The 19,340-nt window shown below is 69.4% G+C and carries 18 protein-coding genes and 1 pseudogene; 15 read left to right on the top strand and 4 right to left on the bottom strand.

The annotated features are described in order from the left end of the window. Positions 1-155: 155 nt before the first annotated feature. The 15 genes and pseudogenes from AC3EUV_RS12275 (at position 156) to AC3EUV_RS12205 (ending at position 15,275) form a co-directional block, all read left to right on the top strand. The gene (locus tag AC3EUV_RS12275) at positions 156-770 is read left to right on the top strand and encodes an SAF domain-containing protein (protein WP_435602868.1); all 615 of its coding nucleotides are present in this window, start codon (positions 156-158) and stop codon (positions 768-770) included. Further along, on the top strand, positions 767-1,594 hold the full coding sequence (locus AC3EUV_RS12270) for a MinD/ParA family ATP-binding protein (protein ID WP_435602867.1): 828 nt from the start codon (positions 767-769) through the stop codon (positions 1,592-1,594). The genes AC3EUV_RS12275 and AC3EUV_RS12270 overlap by 4 nt, the downstream gene beginning before the upstream one ends. Then, positions 1,579-2,928 carry a TadA family conjugal transfer-associated ATPase gene (locus tag AC3EUV_RS12265; protein WP_435602866.1) on the top strand — a complete coding sequence of 450 codons (1,350 nt, stop codon included), beginning with the start codon at positions 1,579-1,581 and terminating at the stop codon, positions 2,926-2,928. Before AC3EUV_RS12270 ends, AC3EUV_RS12265 begins: the two co-directional genes overlap by 16 nt. 146 nt (positions 2,929-3,074) lie before the next feature. After that, positions 3,075-3,845, top strand: coding sequence for a type II secretion system F family protein (locus tag AC3EUV_RS12260; protein ID WP_435602865.1), 771 nt, complete (start codon positions 3,075-3,077; stop codon positions 3,843-3,845). Continuing rightward, on the top strand, positions 3,842-4,741 hold the full coding sequence (locus AC3EUV_RS12255; protein WP_435602864.1) for a type II secretion system F family protein: 900 nt from the start codon (positions 3,842-3,844) through the stop codon (positions 4,739-4,741). The genes AC3EUV_RS12260 and AC3EUV_RS12255 overlap by 4 nt, the downstream gene beginning before the upstream one ends. Before the next feature lie 80 nt (positions 4,742-4,821). Beyond that, positions 4,822-5,022, top strand: coding sequence for a hypothetical protein (locus AC3EUV_RS12250; protein ID WP_414504760.1), 201 nt, complete (start codon positions 4,822-4,824; stop codon positions 5,020-5,022). 3 nt (positions 5,023-5,025) lie between these two features. Then, positions 5,026-5,433 carry a TadE/TadG family type IV pilus assembly protein gene (locus AC3EUV_RS12245; protein ID WP_435602863.1) on the top strand — a complete coding sequence of 136 codons (408 nt, stop codon included), beginning with the start codon at positions 5,026-5,028 and terminating at the stop codon, positions 5,431-5,433. Positions 5,434-5,483: 50 nt separating this feature from the next. Further along, positions 5,484-5,867, top strand: a complete 384-nt coding sequence (locus tag AC3EUV_RS12240) for a TadE/TadG family type IV pilus assembly protein (protein ID WP_435602953.1) — start codon at positions 5,484-5,486, stop codon at positions 5,865-5,867. After that, positions 5,864-6,316 carry a pilus assembly protein TadG-related protein gene (locus tag AC3EUV_RS12235; protein ID WP_435602862.1) on the top strand — a complete coding sequence of 151 codons (453 nt, stop codon included), beginning with the start codon at positions 5,864-5,866 and terminating at the stop codon, positions 6,314-6,316. The genes AC3EUV_RS12240 and AC3EUV_RS12235 overlap by 4 nt, the downstream gene beginning before the upstream one ends. Positions 6,317-6,354: 38 nt before the next feature. Next, positions 6,355-9,168, top strand: a complete 2,814-nt coding sequence (locus tag AC3EUV_RS12230; RefSeq protein ID WP_435602861.1) for an AfsR/SARP family transcriptional regulator — start codon at positions 6,355-6,357, stop codon at positions 9,166-9,168. 1,132 nt (positions 9,169-10,300) lie between these two features. Beyond that, entirely contained in the window at positions 10,301-11,386 is a 1,086-nt protein-coding gene (locus tag AC3EUV_RS12225) for an AAA family ATPase (protein WP_435602952.1), read from the top strand. A gap of 105 nt (positions 11,387-11,491) precedes the next feature. Continuing rightward, positions 11,492-13,309 (top strand): vWA domain-containing protein, encoded by a 1,818-nt coding sequence (locus AC3EUV_RS12220; protein ID WP_435602860.1) that lies wholly within the window; start codon positions 11,492-11,494, stop codon positions 13,307-13,309. 380 nt (positions 13,310-13,689) lie between these two features. Next, a pseudogene (locus AC3EUV_RS12215) lies at positions 13,690-14,093 on the top strand (site-specific integrase); the annotation flags it as partial. 116 nt (positions 14,094-14,209) lie between these two features. Continuing rightward, a complete protein-coding gene (locus tag AC3EUV_RS12210) occupies positions 14,210-14,725 on the top strand; it encodes a hypothetical protein (protein WP_435602859.1) in 516 nt (171 codons plus the stop codon). Positions 14,726-14,903: 178 nt separating this feature from the next. Continuing rightward, on the top strand, positions 14,904-15,275 hold the full coding sequence (locus AC3EUV_RS12205; protein WP_435602858.1) for a hypothetical protein: 372 nt from the start codon (positions 14,904-14,906) through the stop codon (positions 15,273-15,275). A gap of 229 nt (positions 15,276-15,504) precedes the next feature. On the opposite strand, the gene AC3EUV_RS12200 is transcribed toward AC3EUV_RS12205, so the two are convergent. The 4 genes from AC3EUV_RS12200 to AC3EUV_RS12185 form a co-directional block, all read right to left on the bottom strand. Further along, positions 15,505-16,056, bottom strand: coding sequence for a GNAT family N-acetyltransferase (locus tag AC3EUV_RS12200; protein ID WP_254068601.1), 552 nt, complete (start codon positions 16,054-16,056; stop codon positions 15,505-15,507). 101 nt (positions 16,057-16,157) lie between these two features. Then, positions 16,158-17,756: an ISL3 family transposase gene (locus tag AC3EUV_RS12195; protein WP_435602857.1), complete on the bottom strand. Its 1,599-nt coding sequence runs from the start codon at positions 17,754-17,756 to the stop codon at positions 16,158-16,160. 81 nt (positions 17,757-17,837) lie between these two features. Then, the gene (locus tag AC3EUV_RS12190; RefSeq protein WP_435602856.1) at positions 17,838-18,167 is read right to left on the bottom strand and encodes a hypothetical protein; all 330 of its coding nucleotides are present in this window, start codon (positions 18,165-18,167) and stop codon (positions 17,838-17,840) included. Between the two features lie 251 nt (positions 18,168-18,418). Continuing rightward, entirely contained in the window at positions 18,419-19,288 is an 870-nt protein-coding gene (locus tag AC3EUV_RS12185) for a helix-turn-helix domain-containing protein (protein WP_435602855.1), read from the bottom strand. Positions 19,289-19,340: the final 52 nt, after the last annotated feature.

Raw genomic sequence — 19,340 nt, 5'->3', positions numbered from 1 at the left:
AGGCCTTCGCTTCTGTGAGTTGGCCGTTTGGCGAAAGTCGTAATTCCTTAATGGTGAGGTGAATTGTGGGTACCTCCTTGTCTTCTTCGGCTACGAAGGGCGCCGGTATCGGGGTGCCGGGAGCGCGTCGGCCGGGTCCCGAGAGAAAGCCTGAGGTGTCGGGTGGGCGTCGGCGTCGGCTGGGCTGGGTGTGGGCTGGTCTGGGGGCCGTGGCGGTGTCGGCGGTCGGGTTCGCGGTGGTCGCGCAGGCGATGGGCGAGCGGAGGCCGGTGTTGGTGCTGGCTCATGACGTGCCGGCGGGACAGGTGCTCAAGCAGGGGGACCTGCGCGTGGTGCAGGTCGCTGCCGAGGCAGGAGTGGTGCCGGGCACCGACCGTGCCGCGGTTCTGGGGCGGAAGGCGCGGGTGCCGCTCGTGACCGGTGCGCTGCTGGCGCCAGGGCAGGTGGGAACGAGTGCCGGCTTCCCTCCGCCAGGTCATTCGCAGGTGGCGATCCCGGTGGAGCAGGGCGGTGCGCCGCCGGATCTGTCCACGGGGGAACGTGTGGCGGTCCTTCCGGGACCGGCGGGGGCCGGTGCTGTGGGAGGCGAGGAAGAGACGCAGGCCCCGTCGGGGGTGGCCGGGACGGTGACGGGGATGCGGGCGCCGGAGTCGGCGGGTGGCCCGCGGGTGGTCACGGTGCTGGTGGAGACCGCGGCAGCGCGTCGGGCGGCGCAGTTGGAGCATCCGCGTGTGGTGGTGCTGCCTGCCGAGGGGCGTGAGGCTCCATGAGGCGGCTGGTCGTGGTCGGGTCGGTGACGGGTGCGCCGGGGGTGACGACGACGGCGCTGGCGTTGGCTGCGGCGTGGCCGCAGGAGGCGGATGGCGGGGTGCGCCCGGTGGTGGTGGAGGCGGACGGGTCCGGCGGGGACGTCATGATGCGCTTCGGGTTGCCGGCTGCCCCCTCGTTGTTGGATGTGGCGGCTGCTGCTGGGAAACCGCAGCCGGGGTCCTTGCTGGGAGCGGTGGGTGAGCTTCCTTTCGGTGTGCGGGTGGTGGCTGCGGTGCCGGGGCGTCGTCCGTGTACCGAGGCGGTGCGACTGCTGGCGACCGAGGGCGGCCGGCGCGTGCTGCTGGGCGCGGAGGACGAGCAGGGCACCGTGCTGCTGGATGCCGGGCGCCTCGGCGACGACGTCGAGCCTCTGCTGCGGGCCGCCGATCACGTGGTGCTGGTGACGAGGGGCGGTGCGGAGCCGCTGACCCATGTGTCCACGTACAGGCTGGACGCCGGGGCATTCGCCGGGCGTTTGACGCTGGCGATTGTCGGACCGTGCCCCTATCCGAAGGACGAGATCGCCGCGTCGCTCGGCATGGACCGGGTGGTGTTTCTGCCATGGGATGCCAAGGCCGTAGCCGCGATAAACCGACCGCGTCGTGGCGTGCTGCGGACGACGGGTTTCCGAGTGCTGCCGCTGATGGCTGCCGCACGAACGCTGGCTCGGCAGCTGGCCGATCGCCGGGACGGCCAGGCCGAGGCCCATGCGGATGAGCGCAACTGGCGGGATCCGGTGTCCGCCGCGGGAGATGAAGGGAGGACCTCATGGGCGAGACGCTGATGCCGCCGGGCGTGGTCCCCGCGCAAGGCGAGCAGGAATTGGCGCTCCTGGTGCGGCAGAGGGTATCGACGCGTCTGGCGGAGTACGCCGGCGAGCGGGACACGGCGGGATTGCCTGCGGAGGACGAGACGTCGCGCCGGGCCACCGTGGGACGGCTGCTGACCGAGGAGCTGGGCGCCCAGCGCCGCCTCGCCCTCGCCCACGGCAGCCAGGTCGTCGATGCGGCCGTCGAGGAGCGGGTCGCCCAAGCGGTCATGGATGCCCTGTTCGGTACGGGCAGCCTGGAGCGGCTGCTGGCGGACACCACGATCGAGAACATCTGCATCAACGGCTGCGACGTGGTGTGGGTCAAGGATGCGGCCGGGACGTGGCGGCGCGAGATCCCGGTAGCGGCGTCGGACGCCGAGCTGGTGGAACTCGTCCGCACCCTCGCGGCCGGGACGGGCGGCGAGGAGCGGCGCTTCGACCGCGGGATGCCCCGCCTGAATCTGCAACTTGCCGATGGATCTCGCCTCTTCGCCGTCATGGCGGTCACTGGCCGGGTGTCGCTGACGATCCGCCGCCACCGCTTCCCGGCGGCCTCGATGGCTGAGCTGGTGCGCCTGGCAGTGTGTGACCAGCAGCTTGCGGCATTTCTGAGGGCGTTGGTGCGGGCGCGCAAGAACATCGTCATCGGCGGTGGCACCAATGTCGGCAAGACCACTGTGCTGCGGGCCTTCGCCCATGAGATCCCGCCCGAGGAGCGTCTGGTGACGATCGAGGACACCTTCGAGCTCGGCTTGGATGCCGATGCCACGGCTCATCCGAATGTGGTGGCCATGCAGGCGCGTGAGCCGAACATCGAAGGCAAGGGCGGCATCGACCAGGCAGAGCTGGTGCGTTGGGGGCTGCGGATGTCCCCGGACCGGGTCATCGTCGGCGAAATCCGCGGAGCCGAGGTCATCCCGATGTGCAACGCGATGTCGCAGGGCAATGACGGCTCACTGTCCACTATCCATGCCTCCACCTCGCGCGGCGTCTTCACCAAACTCGCCTCGTACGCCGCACAGGCCCCCGAGCGACTCTCGCTGGAGGCGACGAATCTGATGGTCGCCTCCGCGGTCCACTTCGTCGTTCACCTGGGCTGGGATGCTGCCGGGTGCCGGGTGATCGACTCGGTGCGCGAGGTCATCGACGCGGACGGGGCCCAGGTCGTCTCCAACGAGGTCTACCGTCCCGGCCCGGACGGACGAGCCGTTCCGGCCACCCCGCTGCGCACGGAGACCTTCCACGACCTGGCCGCTGCCGGACTGGAGGCCGACAGCGACGCCTTCCCGTCGTGGGGAGTGGCGTGATGCCCGTGCTCAGCCCAGGGTCGGGGACGTTGACGGCCTTGGCTGTGGCGTGCGGAACCGCGTGCGGCTTGGGCATTGTGGCGGTCGGTTATGGCGTCGTACGGCGGGGTGAGCGTGAGGACCGGCCTGGTTTCCTGCACAGGGTGATGGCGGGGCTACCTGCGGACTGGACGACCCGGCGCGTGGTCGTCGCGGTGACGGCCGGGTTCGTAGCAGGGGCGTTGACGACGTGGCCGGTGGCGGCGGTGCTGACCACGGTGGCCATGCTCACGCTCCCCGGCCTGCTCGGACCGGACCGGGCCGCAGCGCGGCGCACGGAGCGGATGGAGGCACTGGCGGCGTGGACGGAGATGCTGCGCGACACCCTGTCCGCGGCGGCAGGTCTGGAACAGGCGGTCCTGGCGACGGCGGACATTGCACCGGCTGCGCTTGAGCCGGAGATGCGAAAACTCGCCTCCGCTGTCCGGTCGGGGCACTCCCTGCCGACCGCGCTACGGGCGCTTGCCGCGGAGGTGGACGATCCGCTGGCCGATGTGGTGGTGGCCGCTCTGATCACGGCAGCCGAACAGCAGGCCAGCCAGTTGGCGCCGTTGTTGGGCGAGCTGGCGGAGTCGGTACGTGAGCAGGTGGCCATGCGCCAGCGCATCGAGGCCGGCCGCGCCAGCGTACGGACCGGAGTACGCGTCACGGTGATCGTCACCCTCGGCATGACGCTCGGGCTGGTGGTCTTCAACCGCCCTTACCTGGACCCCTTCAACACCTGGACGGGCCAGGTCGTCATGGCCGTGGTGGGCGCTCTGTTCGCCGCGAGCTTCCTCTACCTGTCCGCGGTCGGCCATATCGACGAACCAGTCCGCCTCATCAGCGCCGCGCCGACCGGCAGCGCGCCGACCGCCGAACCGGGAGGCATCTCGTGATCGTCATTCTTCTCGGCGCGCTCTTCGGCGCCGGAGCGACCACACTCGTTTACGGACTGTGCCCGCCCCGGCCCATGCTCGCCGAGGTCCTCGCCACTCTCAACGTGCCGGCTCCGTCTCCTCATTCACCGACGGTTGCCGTGGACGAGATGGAGTGGGCGACCAGGCTGGGGAGGTGCGCCGTACCGCTGGTGCGGGCACTCGGCTTCCCCACCACCTCACTGCGCGCGGACCTCGCCGTCTGCGGCACCGACGAGGAACAGCACTTGGCGGGCAAGGCCGTCTGCGCGACCGTCGGGCTGGTCACGCCGTGGGCTGCGGCCCTGCTGTTGCGCCTGGGAGCGGATGTCGGGGCGGGGTGGTGGATGCCGCTGGCTGGTTCGCTCGCCCTGTCCACGGTGTTGTTCTTCGTCCCCGATCTCAGCATCCGCACGCAGGCGGAACGCCGGCGCCGCGAGATGCGCCACACCCTCAGTCTCGTCCTGGACCTGACGGTGATCGCACTCGCCGGCGGTGCCGGAGTCCAGCAAGCCCTCGCCCAGGCCATCGCCACGCCGCAGGGCTGGGCGGCGGGAAAACTGCGCCACGCCCTGCACATCGCACAGCTCACCCGCACCAGCCCCTGGACCCACCTGGGCGAGCTGGGACGGCAGCTGGCCGTGGCCGACCTGAGAGAGCTTGCCTCGACGCTGAGCCTCGCCGGCACGGAAGGCGCCAAGATCCGCGGCTCGCTCGGCGCGAAGGCACGAGCGATGCGGCGCAGCAGAGTCGCCGAGTCCGACGGCGCGGCACAGGCGGCCACCGAGCGGATGTCGCTGCCGGTGATGGGACTGTTCACCGCCTTCCTGCTGGTGATCGGCTACCCGGCCCTCGCGCACGTGCTGTCCATGAGCTGACGACCACCACAACGACACCCCCCACACGGGCCCGGTGCCCGGACCACCGACCAATCCCGATCGATAAGAGAGCACTTGCCATGTTGCACCTGGACACGCTGGCCCGCCGGCTGCGCGCTCACCTGGCCCAAGTCCGTCAGCAGGCCCGCGACCACGGGGACGCGGGATACACCACCGAGACCGTCCTGATCACCGCTTTGCTGGCCATCTTGGCCCTGACCGTCGTGGGCATCATCGTCGCCAAGGTCACGGCCAAGGCCAAAGGCATTGACCTGGGGTAGACCGTGAACGCTCTCCTTCGCAGGTTGCGCGACGACCGCGGATCGGCAAGTACCCAGCTGGTGCTCGTCGTCCCGGTACTGCTGCTCCTCGCGCTGCTGATCGTCCAGTTCGCCTTGGTCTGGCATGCGCGGCACATCGCGCAGTACGCCGCCCAGCGGGCCCTGGCCACCGCCCGCACCAAGGGCGCGACGGCCACGGACGGCCGGGCCCAGGCGCGGCGCAGCCTTGCCGCACTCAGCAGCCGGATCCTGACCGTCCCGTCCGTGGCGGTCGACCGCACTACGACGCAGACCACTGTGCGGGTCGGCGGGACAGTGATGGCCGTCGTCCCCGGCCTGGCCTTGCACGCCTCCGGCACGGCCTCCGGCCCCACCGAGCGAATCACCGCCCCTGCAGGAGACCGGTCATGACGCCGCAGGCGGGCCGCGACCGACGCGACGGCGACCGCGGTTCGGCCTCGGTGGAGCTGGTACTCGTCACCCCGCTGCTGATGGTGGTCCTGCTGGTCGTCGTGGCGCTCGGGCGGCTCGCAGACGCCCGCCTCGTCGTGGCCGACGCTGCCCACCAAGCTGCCCGCGCCGCCTCCCTGGCGCGCAGCGAGCGTGCTGCCCGTACCCAGGCCGAGCGTGCCGCGGCCACGGCACTCAAAGAAGCGGGAGCAGCCACCTGCCGGCGCCCCAGCGTCACCGTCACGACCGGCGGTCTGACCCCAGGTGCCCATGTCTCGGCGCGGGTCTCGTGCACCGCCGACCTTGGCGATCTCACCTACACGGGCCTGCCCGGCCGGGTTCCCCTGGTCGGCACCGCCGTCTCCGCCGTCGACTCCTTCAGGGGCGCACCATGAAACAGCGCCTCCGAGCACATCTGGCGCGTGTCCGCGCCGGGTTCGCCAAGGGAGACGACAGGGGTGAGGTGACAGCGTTCGTTATCGGCGTCGTGGCTGCGCTGTGGCTCTTCGCCGGAATCGTCGTCGACGGCGGCCTGGCTCTCGCCGGCAAAGCCCGAGCACTGGACGTGGCGCAGGAAGCCGCGCGCAGCGGTGCGCAGCAGCTCGACATCGGCCACCTGCGGCACCACGAGGACGTTCGGCTCGTACGCGCCGACGCGACCCACGCCGCCCGCGCCTACGTCGCCTCTTCCGGCGACAGCGGCAACGCGTCCGTGAAGGGCAACGCTGTCACCGTCCAAGTCACCCACCGCTACCACACGCAGATCTTCCAGCTGATCGGCCTGCGGACCCTCACCCTGCACGCGTCGGGCACGGCACACGCCGAACGCGCCACTCCGCAGTGACCGTTCCTCCTTCCCGGCCGCAGAGAGCGAACTCGGCGATGACCCCTCACAGTGCCCTACGCGAGCGTCTGACCGCGGGCCTCACGGTGCTCAGCACTCTCTCCTTCACACTCGCACTGTTGGCCGGAATGCCCTACGTCCTGTGGCAGGCCACCGGTGTTCCCTGGCCCAACCGCATCTCCTCCTGGCAGGAGCTGGGCACACGACTGGCGGAACCGATCAGCGACCCGCTGGTCATCGACTTGCTGGCCGTGGTGGGTTGGGTGTGCTGGGCCGCCTTCGCCTGCACGGTGGTCCGGGAAATCTGCTGGTACACGGCCCACCTGCCGCAGCTGCTGCACGACCGCCGCACCCACAAGGAGCATGTGGCCGCCTTGTCCGTGAAGGGCTCGCTGGCCGCTCTGTGCATCGGCACCCTCGTGGTTGCCCTGCTCAGCCTCTGGCGCCCCTCAACCGCCAGCGCCCACCAGCCGTCCGCGGCGCACACGGTCCGGCCGCCGATCGCTGTGACGGCGCCTCTCAACCCCTCGACGGGGCAGAAGACCACAGGCCGCCTGCCAGCCGCTCCCGGACCCGTCAAGGCTTCGACAGCGGCGTTCCATCCCGGCCACCCTGAGCGGGATGCCTGCGCTGCGGCGGTCCGGCACGTTGAGTACACGGTGAGGGAAGGCGACACCCTGTGGGACATCGCCCGCACGCACTTGGGCGACGCGCTGAAGTGGCCGCGGATCTACGCACTCAACAAAGACCGCGTACAACGCGACGGGGCTCAGCTCACGGACCCGGACCTGCTCAAGTCCGGCTGGCAACTGACCATTACCGTCAGCCATCAGCCCACATCAACGCCTCCCAGCGCTGGTGGCCCGGCAAGCCCTTCCGCGCCGGATACCGCACCGCAGAGGTCGTCCGAGTCGCCAGCCCCTGCACGGCCGACACCCGACCAGAATCCGGCCGCCGGCCAGCAGCTCGATCGCACGCACCCCGCCTCGGCCAGGCCGCGCCAGGAGGGTGACACTGCTGACGGGAAGGTGGACGCGGACAGGGGGCCAGCCGCCATCAGCCTCGGCGAGGCCAGTTTGATCGGCGTCACGGCGGCGGCAGGGCTCCTGGCCGCGCGCCGCTACTGGTACGTGTACCAACGCCGCGTGCGCCGACCCGACGACGAAGCTCCGGCACCCGCCCTGAGCCCACTGGTCGATAAGGCCGCGCAGGCCGCGCACGCAGCTGCACAGCCGCGCTGCCCCGACGACCCCGAGGCGCTCGTCACCCGCCGCACACCACCGCAGCAACCCCGCAGCGCGGACGCGGTCACCATCGGAGTCGACGACAACGCCGAAATCCCCCTCGATGCCCTGGCCACCGCCGGTGGCTGCACCTGGACCGGCCCGGGCGCCGAGGACGCCGCCCGCGCCCTGCTGGTCGGCATCCTCACCGCAGCTGAGCGCCAACGCCCCGGTCCACCGCGCGTCAGGGCCGTTGTCCCCGAAGAACTCTCCGCCCGTCTGCTGATCGGACTGCCACCGCAGTTCACCGCCTTGACCCAGGCTGCCGACACCGCGCAGGCGGTCCGCCTGGCCGAGCAGCACCTGGTCGCTTACGCCCGAGCCCAGCAGGACCGCGATACGTCGCTACCCGGGCCGGAGGCAGAGAACATTGCCGACGCGGGCGGCCCCGGTTCGCTGGTCCTCCTCGCGACGTCGGACGCCGCCCACACCGGGCAAATCCAGGCCTTGGCCGCCCGCAGTCAGCCCGGCATCCTGACCGTGCTCACCCTCGATACCCCGTTGCCCGGCGCCGAGCACTGGCACATTGCCGCCGACGGCACCACCACCAGGTCCGGCACCAGTGCCCGACATCCAGGCCGGCTGGAACTGTTTCGCCTCACGCCCGATGCCGGCCGTGACATGACTGAGGTCCTCCTCGGTGCCCACGGCCAGCGCCCTCATCTGCGCGCTCTCCCCAAGCAACAACCACCGTCACGAGTAGCCCGGCCGCAGCCCGCCTCCGTCCCTGAGGAGCCGGAGCCCGAACCGGCCGCCACCAGCGATCCACCTCCCACCCCCGCCTCCCGGCTCCAGCAGACCACGCCCGTACGCCTCCATGTCCTGGGTCCCGTCACGCTCTACGTCCGCGGCCACGACGAACCCGTCGGCACCAACCTGCGACCCGAAGTCCACGAATTTCTCGCCCTGCTCGCCGCCCACCCCACCGGGCTACTGGCCGCCGATATCGCCGACAAACTCCACCTGGAACCCGGCACAGAGCAGAACGCACTCAAAAACCTCCGCCGCGCCGTACGCCGCACCCTACGCGCCACGACCGGGATCTCCGACCGGGAATTCATCCTGCGCCAAGGGGAACTCCATAAACTCCACCCTGACCTCATCGAAACCGATCTCTCGGATTTCACTCGAATTCTCAAGAGAGCCTTCTCCAACACTGGAGAGTCCACCCCCGACGCCCTGGCGCACGTGCGCGCGGCATTGAGCCATTACTGCGGCCCCTTCGCCCAAGGCGCCGACCATCTGTGGGCCGATGCGATCCGCGAGCACCTCACCACCCGGGCCACCGACGCCGCCCTCCGCCTGGCCCACCAAGCCGAGCACAGCCCTGCCGACCAGCAGCAACGGGACGCCATCCTGGCGCTCCTGGAACACCTCGGTGCACTCCACCCGGACCACGAAAGACTGACCCAACACGCCATCCGCCTCTACCGGGCCGCTGGCCGCCACGACGCTGCTCGCCACGCATACACCCGCCTCGAGCGTCACCTCGCCGAGCTCGGCCTCGAACCCGACCCCGCCACCCAAGCCCTCATCGCACCGCGGACCACCGCACACCGGATGGGGTGAAATCGCAGGTCACTTGCCTGCGAGCCGCCACGTCGCGGCCCGAAGGCGCTTTGGCGCTTCCCCCGTCGTTTCGGGCGTCGTTTCCCTCCCCGTTTCGGTGTACGCGCTTGGATGCGACACCCCCGCCCGGCCCCTAGCCGCAGGTCAGGCGGCCTGCGAGCCACCCGCGGGCGAGAGCGACTGTATCTCTGTGCAGCAACGCATCCCGATCTACCAGTGACCGGCAGCCGGCCCGTGCAACCTGCGTGCATGCCGGCGTCCAGCACCGCGACCTGACTTCCTCCCACCTCAATCAAGAGCCTCCTCTTTTCCTGCTGGAGAACTGAACGGCCTCGGACACCTGGAAGCGCGGCGGCGCCCAGGCGCAGCCGAAGGTGCCGCCGTGCCGGGGGCCGTGCCGGGGGCCGTGCCGGGGGCCGTGCCGGGGGCCGTGCCGGGGGCCGTGCCGGGGGCCGTGCCGGGGGCCGTGCCGGGGGCCGTGCCGGGGGCCGTGCCGGGGGCCGTGCCGGGGGCCGTGTCGCATGCAGGCACCTGGGAAACGGTCGTCAATTCCGGGAACCACGACGCCTTGTGTCGAGCATTACGGAATCTCCCTGAATTCCCGTCGTAAATTCGCGAGAAGTCCAGCATTATCAAGCCCAATCCGGCTTCAGCTGGAATGCAGGTCGAGCTATATTTGAATTGTTCCCGGGAAACGGGAATAGAGAATCCCGCTAATTCCTTCGCGGAGGATTTCCGCGCACGGGTGAAGTGCGGCCAAAAACAATTCCGGTGTGCCTGATTACCGCCGGACATCGCCCGCCCCATCTACGCCTCGAAGAGGGAGCAAACCGCCATGTGCCATGCCTCGGACGACAACGCCCCCGTGATCCCCCGCATCCCCCGGCCCAGACGCCCCAGCGAGCCCATCTCCCGGCCGCCCCAGCCGCCTCGACGGCCCGCCGTGCCGCGCCAGACGCCGCCCGCTGACAAGTAGCTGACTGCCACCTTCCGGCAACCACGAACGGAGTCATCCGTGACGACGCAGCCCCCATCCCCATCCCACCCCCAGGCTCAGCCGCAACCCGTATCTGCCGCCCCCGCGTCCCTGGCCGCGCCGTCGAAGGCGCGCCCAGGTGAGTTGCGGGCCAGGGTGGCGAAGATCCTGGTGGATCACGCAGGTTCGATGTTCACCGTTACCGAGCTGGCGAAGATGCTGGGACATTCGGGAGGCGCTGTCGGCAACGCCTGCGACACCCTGGTATGCCGGGGTGAGGCGGAGCGAGCGGGCTCCAACCCCCGTATGTATCGCGCCACGTCCCAGACCGCCGCCGCAGCGCAGGCGACTGCGGTCAGTGCGCCTGGGCCCAGTCAGCCTGCGCCGGTGCCCCGGTCGCGGCCAACTCCCCAGCCTGCGACCGCTGCTCCGCCGCCGGGCGGACGACCGCAGCCGATCACCCGCCCGAACGGTCAGCAGTACCACCCCAGGGCCCTGGCACAGCTCCCCGACGTCGAAGCGCTGCGCAGGCTGCGCGAAGCGGGGGTTGCGGTATTGCTGTACGGGCCGCCGGGGACGGGGAAGACCTCGTTGATCGAGGCCGCTTTCCCCGACCTGATCACGGTCGCCGGGGACGGTGACACCACGGTCGGCGACCTGATCGGCGAGTACACCCAGGACGCCAGCGGCGGGTACGAGTTCGTCTACGGGCCGCTGGTCACCGCGATGCAGGAGGGGCGTGCCCTCCTGCTGGACGATGCGACGCTGATCTCCCCGAAGGTGCTGGCCGCCCTGTATCCGGCGATGGACGGACGGCGCCAGATCCAGGTCAAGGCGCACAAGGGCGAGGCGATCACCGCCACCGACGGCTTCTACGTGATTGCCGGTCACAACCCGGGCGTGCACGGGGCGGTGCTGACCGAGGCTCTGGCCTCGCGGTTCAGCGTGCAGATCCAGGTCGGTTCGGACTACGACCTGGCTGCCTCCTTGAAGATCAACCGCACGGCGGTGCGCGTCGCACGGCACCTTGCCACCGGTCAGCAGGCGGGGGAAGTCGGCTGGGCCCCGCAGCTACGGGAGTTGATCGCGTTCCAGAAGATCGCCGATGTCCTGGGCACCGAGGCCGCCTTCGCCAACCTGGTCGGCGTCGCGCCCCTGGAAGACCGCGATGTGGTCGCCGAGATCGTCACCAAAGCCCTCGGCCGCCCCGTGACCGCCCTGGCCTTGGGCCGACAGCTCTAACCCCCGCGCCGGGCCCGGCCACCCGGCCGGGCCGACCGGCCCACCCCTTGCGGACCCCACACCACCACGGCACACCCCTACCTCCCATGAAGGGAACGCCCAGCCATGGCCGCCCAGCTGCACAACCACCTCCCACCGTCCCCGCCCGCCCTGTCCGAAACCGAATGGGCCACCGCCCGCTGGGCAGACGACGGCGGCAACCTCGCCGAACCCCGCCCCAGCGCGCAGCACGCCCACTGGCTGCGCATCGCCGCAGCCCTCAGCGCCCGGCTGCCGGAACTCACCGGACGCGAGGACATCCTCGTCACCTGCAAACAGGGCACCCGCTCCGGCGCCCCCGCCGCCTTCTACCCCACCACCGCCGAGCTGGAGATCGACGCCGCCCTCTTCACCCCGCTTGCCCCCGCCACCATCCACCCCGCCCGGCCCGGCGACGAGGACCGCTACCCCGCTGCCTGGGGAGCCTTCGTCCACGAAGCCGCGCACGCCGTCCACAGCCGCTGGCACACCCCGCCGCCGCTGCGCGGAACAGCCCTGGACCAGGCGGGCCAAGTGCTGGAGGAATCCCGCGCCGAGCACGCACACCTGCGCCGCCGCCTCAACGACCGCCGGTACCTGCGCGCTGCCGTGCGCACCCTGGTGCTGGACGACTTCACCAGCACCGCCCCCACCACCCGATGGCAGGCAGCCCTCGCGGCGGGGCTGATCCTCGCCCGCCGGGACGCCGGAATCCTCGACCCGGACGAGACCGAACCTTTGGAGAACACCCTCACCGGCATCCTTGGCCCCGACCTTCTCCAAACCCTCGCCGACATCTGGACGGCAGCCCACACCACCGGCGACGAGGACGCCCCGGCGATGATGAAACACGCCCGCGCCTGGTGCCAGGCCCTCGGTGCCGAAGCCGCCGCACCGGCACCAACTCCGGCCCCGTCGAACGGTCGGAAGGGAGAACTGGCCGAAGCCGTCGGCAAGGTGATCAGTCAGGTCCAGGCGAACGAGGCCGCCCAGGCTGCAGCCGAGGCCAAGGTCACCGCAGCCCGAGCGGCCCGCGCACAGGCCAAGGCCGACCAGGCCGCCCAAGCGAGGCAGGCCGCGAAGACCGCCGAGAAGGTCTTCGGCTCCGACGGCCGTCCCTTCACCCCGAAAAACGCCAACAAGGGCCGCCACCGATCACCGGTGAACGGCACCCGGCCGCCGCAAGCAGGCGAGAAGGCCGCAGCCGGACGCCTGGCCAGGGCACTGCGAGCCGCCGCCTACCGGGAACGCACCACCACCCACACCGCCTCCGCTGCCCCGCCCGGACGCCTCAACATGCGCCAGGCTCTGGCCCGCGACGCCCAACGCGCCGCAGGCGCCACCGCCACCGCAACACCCTGGACCCGGACGGTGCATCGTCCGACCCCCACCCCACCGCTGCGGGTTGGGATCGCCGTGGACGTCTCCGGCTCGATGCACCGCGCCACTGCCCCCATCGCCTCGGCCGCCTGGATCCTTGCCAAGGCCACCGCGCTGACCGACCCCGACTCCCGCAGCGCCACCGTCGCCTACGACCGCTCGGTCACCGCGATCACCGTCCCCGGACGCGTCCCCAGGTCCGTCACACAATTCAGCGCGAACGGGAGGGGGCACTGCCTCGCCGAGGCCACCGACGCCCTGACCGCCGCACTCAGCCTCGACCGGCACGGGGCGGGCCGTCTGCTGGTCATCGCCTCCGACGGCTACTACGCCCCCGAGGAGGCCGTCCGCGCCACTACCCGCATCACCGCCCTGCGAAAGGCAGGTTGCGCCGTGTTGTGGCTTGCCTTCGCCCCCGACCCCCGACCCCTGCCCGGAGCCACCGTGCTGGAACTGGCCGAACCGGCCCAGGCCGCCACCGCCATCGGCAAAGCCGCCACCGCCGCCCTGACCACCACCACCTGACCACCGTGCCGCCCCGGCACCGCCCGGGGCGGCAAGCAGGCCGGCCGTCCCTCGGGAAGCCGCGCACCGGCCGGATCCTGATGCCGGCCCTGCACATCCGACACCGCACACACAGGCTGAATCCCCAAGCTGAGGAGAAAAGCTGCATGCTCAATGAACACCCGGTCTACCTCGACCACGCCACCCACACGGACATCACTCTTCTGGCCGGGGCATGGGGCATCACACGCGGCGAAGGGGTACGCCGACTCGTCGAGTCTTTCAAACAGCGCTCCGCAGTCCTCACCCACGACACCCAGTACGACGGTGGCGCCGTAGCCGTCCATGCCATCTACGGCCAAGTCCGAATCCGGGGCCGGTTCCCCCCCCGAGCACCCGTCGGCCCGTCGCGCGAGGACTTCGTGCTGGAGACGGTTTACTGGGACGCTGGCACCGCCCGGCTCCTGCCTCGCCTGCTGCGGGGCCGCACCCGTGACCCGGTGTTCGTCCCCCATCGCCGTCCCGGTCCGGGGAAGGCGGCCAGCCCGCACGGCGTTTCCCCGGACACCGGGCTGGCCCGCGCCCTGAGCACACCCCCATGCGCGGGCCGGGGACAGGATGGGACCTGCACGAGTACCGCCATTCCGCCCTCACCCACCGCGGAGAGCAGGGTGCCTCCCTGCTGATGCTGATGGCCAAGCCCCGGCACAAGAAGCCGGAGAAAGTCCGCCGGTACTTCGAGCCGTCTCCCGAGGCGATCTCTGAGCTGACCAGCCTGCTCGCCCCCGGCGACGCACGCCGCTGACCCTGCTGTGCATGAAGTCGGCTTGCGGCTGTATGCCCGCTTACGTCGACCAACCCTTGAATGTCACCCTTGGGTTTATGTCTTGACTTCAATTCAAGGGTTGCTACCTTGGATTCATGTCAAGTAATGAGAAGCCTCGCCTCATCCCGACCGGCAAGTGCTGGTGCGGCTGCGGGAAGGACGTCGGCCTGGGCAAGTTCTTCGCCGCCGGCCACGACAAGATCGCCGAAGCGGCGCTCATGGCCCTCAAGTACGACGGGTCCGTCGCTCAACTGCTCCACGCCCACGGCTTCGGCTCGCACCATTCCATCCGCCACGCTGCCGTCACCGATCCGGACTGCTCGTGGGAGAAGTGCGCCGACTGCAACTACAGTGGCGCCCCTGCCAGCATCGCCAACCACCGCAAGAAGGATCATCCCGACCGGCATGTCCTCACCCAGGCCATTCGCGCCCTCGGCGGCACCTGGGACCCGCAGCGTGCCATTAAGGCTCTGGGCGACCACGGTCACGTGTGGGAAGACCAACGGGCAGCGGAGAAAAGGGTCCGGCAGATCCTGCGCGACCTGTGCGCGGACGGGCTCATCGTCAAAACCGACCCTCAACGGGCTATCTACGACTTCGTTCAGGAGTAGACGACGGTACCCAACAGACACAGATTGCCCGGCGCTATGGCGGCCGGCAGGCCACCCTTGGGGACCCGAAGACCTTGACTGAAAGGGTGTCAAGAACTTCGGGCCCCCGTCCGCTGACCAAAGTGGAGAAATTTACATTCCGGGCCGCGGCGTGCCTGGTCGCCTCTACAGTTGCGTCATGGAGTTCAACCGGGGCGACTCGATCTGGGAACTGATGCTGACGCAGCGTCCCTCCGACACACACTTCTCGCAGTCGAGCACTCCGGGCGGAAAGAGCCCGCTGGCGCGGGATGACGACAACACGCTCAACACGCACGCCGTGCTGTTCGACGGGACCAAGACGGCCCTGGTGATCCTCGGCACGGGCGTCGCACTGGGAGCCGCTGCGATGAAGGCCGCGCCGCACGTCAAGAGTGGGCTGATCAGCCTTAAGTCGAAGCTGCGCCGCCGGGCGGAGGAGGCTACCGACGCCGAGGCCCCAGTTCCCCTCACGGTCGTTGCGGAGGTCGAGCCGGAGCAGCCTGACCCTCCTCGACTGCGCGCTGTTTGACCGTCAGTCAGGCGCCGGTGCGTGCCCTGATAAATCCACATCACGGACTGTCCAGCACCGTTGTAGTACGCACATCACTCAACTGGCGCGGTGCGGGCGCTGGGTCGCCGCACTCTCGCGCCGTGGCTTTGTTCATGAGAACGGACAGCAGATGTTCACCACTTCGGGTTCTGGATCAACTTTTGTGGTCGGCCTACGCTGAGTGACAGCTGGGTCTGGGAGCTGAAGGTCAAGCTGTCTCTGCGTTGAGGTGCATGCGTATGTAGCTGGAGCGGTCTGGTCCCTGGCGCCGGTGTCCAGTTGGGCGCCATCCATGCCGGAAGTAGAAGGCTTGCGCGCGGTGATTCCGGTCCCACGCCTCCACCTGCCCTATGGGCAGAGCTGCTTCGTGCAGGTACTGGATGAATGTCGCGTGTAGTTGGCTGCCGATTCCTTGTCCCCAATGCGTTGGCAGGACGTGGATCTGATAGAGCTCGCCGACAGTTGCCGTGTCCGCCTCCGCGATCGAGGACAGAGGCGGCCCCATGGCTACGATGCCCGCCACCTCGCTGGCGTGAAGGGCACAGAGCACCCTCTTGTTACTCGATTTAATGGAACGTGCCCATCCTCCTCGTCGATGCGCCGCTCCGTCGGCGGTATCGATGTCCGCCTCGTGCAGCCCTCCGGCTTGGTAGTAGGCGGTACGGGCTTGTGCGTGCACGTCAACGATCTCGTCCAGGTCGCTCAGTTCTGCTGGGCGTATCGAAATGTTCGCCATAACCATGTACGACGCGCTCACCATGATTCACGGTTCTGAGTTCTTGCAAGCTGACCGAGTTCCCTGCGACCGTCGGCGTGACAGCGATGGCTCCGCATCAGACATCCGCGACGCGGTAGTGGCCGTCAACCCAGGAGAACCCGCTTGCGAAGGAGCGCGAAACCGGCTCGGCCGTACATCTGACGTTTGATCATTTTGATCCGGTTGACATGACCTTCCACGATGCCCGAGTTCCAGGGGAGGGTGAGGCCCGCGATGACAGCGTCGATGTCACGTTCAAGGCCGTTGACGAAGGTATGCATGCTGGGCAAGTCGTCGGCGCGGACTGCGGCGATCCATTGAAGGAATCGGTCACCCTGAAGCTGGGTGAGAATCTGCGCGAAGTCACGGACGTGCCTGGTCAGAGCCTCCAGTTCAGGGCAGTGCGTGAGAACGGACTTGAGTTTGAGCCGGTCATTTTCCGGCAGGGCATCGGGGCGAGTCAGGATCCATCTGGTGACCGTCCGGGGAGTGGGTGGGCGTGCATCCGCCGGTACGGCTTTGCGGAAGGGGCGAAGATAGGCGCGTACCGGTCCGTATCCGCCGGCATATCCGTGAGCCTTGATCTCCTCCCAAAGGGTCCACGCGTTCGTGCACCCCTCGGCCCACCGTCCGTGCAGGTAGGGCTTGAAGTCGTCGAGCTTCGTAGGTCGGTTTTGCCACTGGCCTTGAAAGAGGTCTTCGGGGGCTGCGGAGTCAGCGAGACGTTTGACCGTCCGGTGGGTCATGTGGAGCTGGCGGCCGATGGCTCGCCTGCTGTGGCCTTGGCTCAGCAGCGCGTGGACGGTTGCGTGTTTCTCGCGGGTGCGGTCGGCAAATCGGTGCCCTGTTGGCCAGGGTGATGCGGGTACCCCGTCGCTTGGTTGAGGGGTCTTTGCGGCCTCCTGACGTGGCAGGGTGAACGGTGCTCGCAGGCAGATCCGATGCCGCGATACGCATCGCTCGGCGGCCTCACTGAGGTTGTGCCAGAGGTGGAATCGGTCGGCGACCTGGAGAGCCGTTGGCGCCCCGGTTCTGGCGCCTTCGGCGAAGAACGGGGCACGGTCTCGGCAGATCACTTCGATCCCCGGACGTTCGCTGAGCCAGGCTGCGAGCGTTCCCGCCTCGCGGTCCGGCAACAGGTCAACGGGCCGGCCGGTCTCGACGTCGACCAGCACGGTCCCGTAGACCCGGCCCTTGCGCATCGCGTATTCATCGACGCCAACCACCCGCGGGGCCCGTGGCCGTGGCTCTGGAAGGGCATCGACCAGTCGCAGCACCGTGCTGCGGCTGACCGCGATCCCGAATACGTCCGCGATGCGGGCGCCGGCCCGGCCGGCGAGCGCAAGGCCGACCTCGGCCAGTGCCGACCGCAGCCGTTCGGTCCATCGGCTGTATCGGCGGGTCAGCCCCGGTATCTGTTCAGCGAACGTACGCCGTTCGCACGAGGGATCCGCGCAGACGAAACGCCGGACGTGCAGGCACAGCACCACGTTCCGTCCCGCGCTGGGCAGATCAGCAGGGAACCGCAGGTACGAGCCGTGCACCCGACTCGACCAGACTCCACAACCCGGACATAGGGCGCCGGCTGTCCGGCATCTGATCCCAAGACGAATCGCCTCACCGTGTTCTTCTGCCGACACCACCGCGATCTCTGGGGCCGAGAGGAACAGCAGCTCCTCCAGGCCGAGCATGACCTCGTTCACAGCTGAGAACTGTCAGCCACGGCATGGTCATGGACGGCTGTTTTCGGGCGACCTCCTCAGAGCCATCACCGAGATCAACGGTCACGCAGAGTCCACGCTCCACAGAAATTGAGCCAGAACCCGAAGTGGTGAACATCTGCTGTCCGTTCTCATGAACAAAGCCACGCGCCAAGGCGTCGGCCTGGCCCGTACGTCTTCGGCGTGGTCCTCGGCGTCCTGCGAGAGGCAGCGGGAGGACTCGTCACCGGGGGCGTCGACGAGCCGGTGCAGCAGCGCGGCCCGGCGGTCGAGGTGGTCCAGACGGCTGTCGGAGGTGGAGCCGGGGCCGCCGCTGTAGTGCTCGGCATCGTTGAGCAGCCCCACCAGTTCCGCGACCAGCAGCCTGTCCGTCCCCGGCTCGGCGGCGCTCACGATGGCTTTTTGGCGAGCGCTGCCAGGCGCTCCATCTCGTCCACGCCGTCGTAGCAGCACTGCCCGCACACCAGCCGCGCGGCACGGGCCTGTGTGTGACGGCCTTCCGGTTCCCGGATACACGCACAAACAACGCCTTGGGCTGGGCTGAGCGGACAGTGCGGCCGCATCATCGAGCGCCGTCACGGGTACCGAGGGCCGGGCGCACCCCGCGTAGGTGTGCGGGGTGCGCCCGGCCGTGGCATCAGCGGTTAGGGGGTGTCGCCGGCCTGGGTGGAACTGGCCAGGCGGAATGTGCGTGGTGTGTCGCTGACCTGCTCGGCGATCCCGAGGCGGACCAGTGTGGCGAGGGAGTTGGCGATTGCGCCGGAGGACTTCTCGATGCCACGGCTGATCTTGGTGGCGGTGAATGCTTCGTCGGGGTGCGCGTGGAGATGGTCGACGACCATCTGCCGCAGCGCTCCGGGGGCGAGCCGCCTCTTCTGATCAGACAGAGTGATGGGTTGCGCCAGCTCCGGCTGCGGTTCGGGGCTTTCCTCCAAGGCAGAGGAGTCGTTGTGGTCCTCGCTCCGCACGCCGTTGTCGTAGCTGTTGCCGCCCCCGCTGCGCGCGGTGCCCTGTGGGGGTACTGCCGCCTGGGGCGCGTTGCTGTCCTCTCCGGTGGTGGTGTCCGTGCTGTTGATGTCCGGCGAGGTTGGGGGCTTGGGCGCGGTCTCGTCGTGCGGGGTTTCCTCGTGGACTGCGTTGTCGCTGTCCGGTTCCGGAGTATCGGCGATGGGGAGTTCAGGCTGGGTATCCGAAGGTGCCTGACGGTTCGCTTCGCCGCTGGTGTCCACGGGGGCAGGCGCTGGGGGTGTGGGGTACCAGACGTCGGGCGTGCGGCACGGACCGTTGTGCCCGCCGGGGGTACGTACGGCCAGGCCGCGCTGCTCCAGCAGGGGGAGTGCCCGTCCAGCGGTGGACTTGCCTACGCCTGCGGCGAGGGCGATTTCGATGACCGTGGCCGGTTCGGTGAGGCCGACCAGTTCGGTGTAGATGGCGGCTTGTGCGTCGGTCAGCCCGGTCAGCGGTTCGGGGATGGGGTTCTGCGTCGGTGTCCTGCCAGAGGTGGTGTCGGACATGAGGGGGCCTCGATTCCGTGGTGAGACGGGTGGTGAGGTCCCCGGCCGGGGC

It is taken from the genome of Streptomyces sp. bgisy130 (assembly GCF_057708345.1).
The sequence above is the reverse complement of the archived record's forward strand: the minus strand, read 5'-3'. Positions and strand labels throughout refer to the sequence as shown.

What these genes read in the sequence shown, in the direction of transcription:
- AC3EUV_RS12270 (WP_435602867.1), top strand. Translation starts at nt 767, where the DNA reads ATGAGGCGGCTGGTCGTGGTCGGGTCGGTGACGGGTGCGCCGGGGGTG.
- AC3EUV_RS12265 (WP_435602866.1), top strand. Translation starts at nt 1,579, where the DNA reads ATGGGCGAGACGCTGATGCCGCCGGGCGTGGTCCCCGCGCAAGGCGAG.
- AC3EUV_RS12260 (WP_435602865.1), top strand. Translation starts at nt 3,075, where the DNA reads ATGGCGGGGCTACCTGCGGACTGGACGACCCGGCGCGTGGTCGTCGCG.
- AC3EUV_RS12250 (WP_414504760.1), top strand. Translation starts at nt 4,822, where the DNA reads ATGTTGCACCTGGACACGCTGGCCCGCCGGCTGCGCGCTCACCTGGCC.
- AC3EUV_RS12235 (WP_435602862.1), top strand. Translation starts at nt 5,864, where the DNA reads ATGAAACAGCGCCTCCGAGCACATCTGGCGCGTGTCCGCGCCGGGTTC.
- AC3EUV_RS12230 (WP_435602861.1), top strand. Translation starts at nt 6,355, where the DNA reads ATGACCCCTCACAGTGCCCTACGCGAGCGTCTGACCGCGGGCCTCACG.
- AC3EUV_RS12220 (WP_435602860.1), top strand. Translation starts at nt 11,492, where the DNA reads ATGGCCGCCCAGCTGCACAACCACCTCCCACCGTCCCCGCCCGCCCTG.
- AC3EUV_RS12210 (WP_435602859.1), top strand. Translation starts at nt 14,210, where the DNA reads ATGTCAAGTAATGAGAAGCCTCGCCTCATCCCGACCGGCAAGTGCTGG.
- AC3EUV_RS12205 (WP_435602858.1), top strand. Translation starts at nt 14,904, where the DNA reads ATGGAGTTCAACCGGGGCGACTCGATCTGGGAACTGATGCTGACGCAG.
- AC3EUV_RS12200 (WP_254068601.1), bottom strand. Translation starts at nt 16,056, where the DNA reads ATGGTGAGCGCGTCGTACATGGTTATGGCGAACATTTCGATACGCCCA.
- AC3EUV_RS12185 (WP_435602855.1), bottom strand. Translation starts at nt 19,288, where the DNA reads ATGTCCGACACCACCTCTGGCAGGACACCGACGCAGAACCCCATCCCC.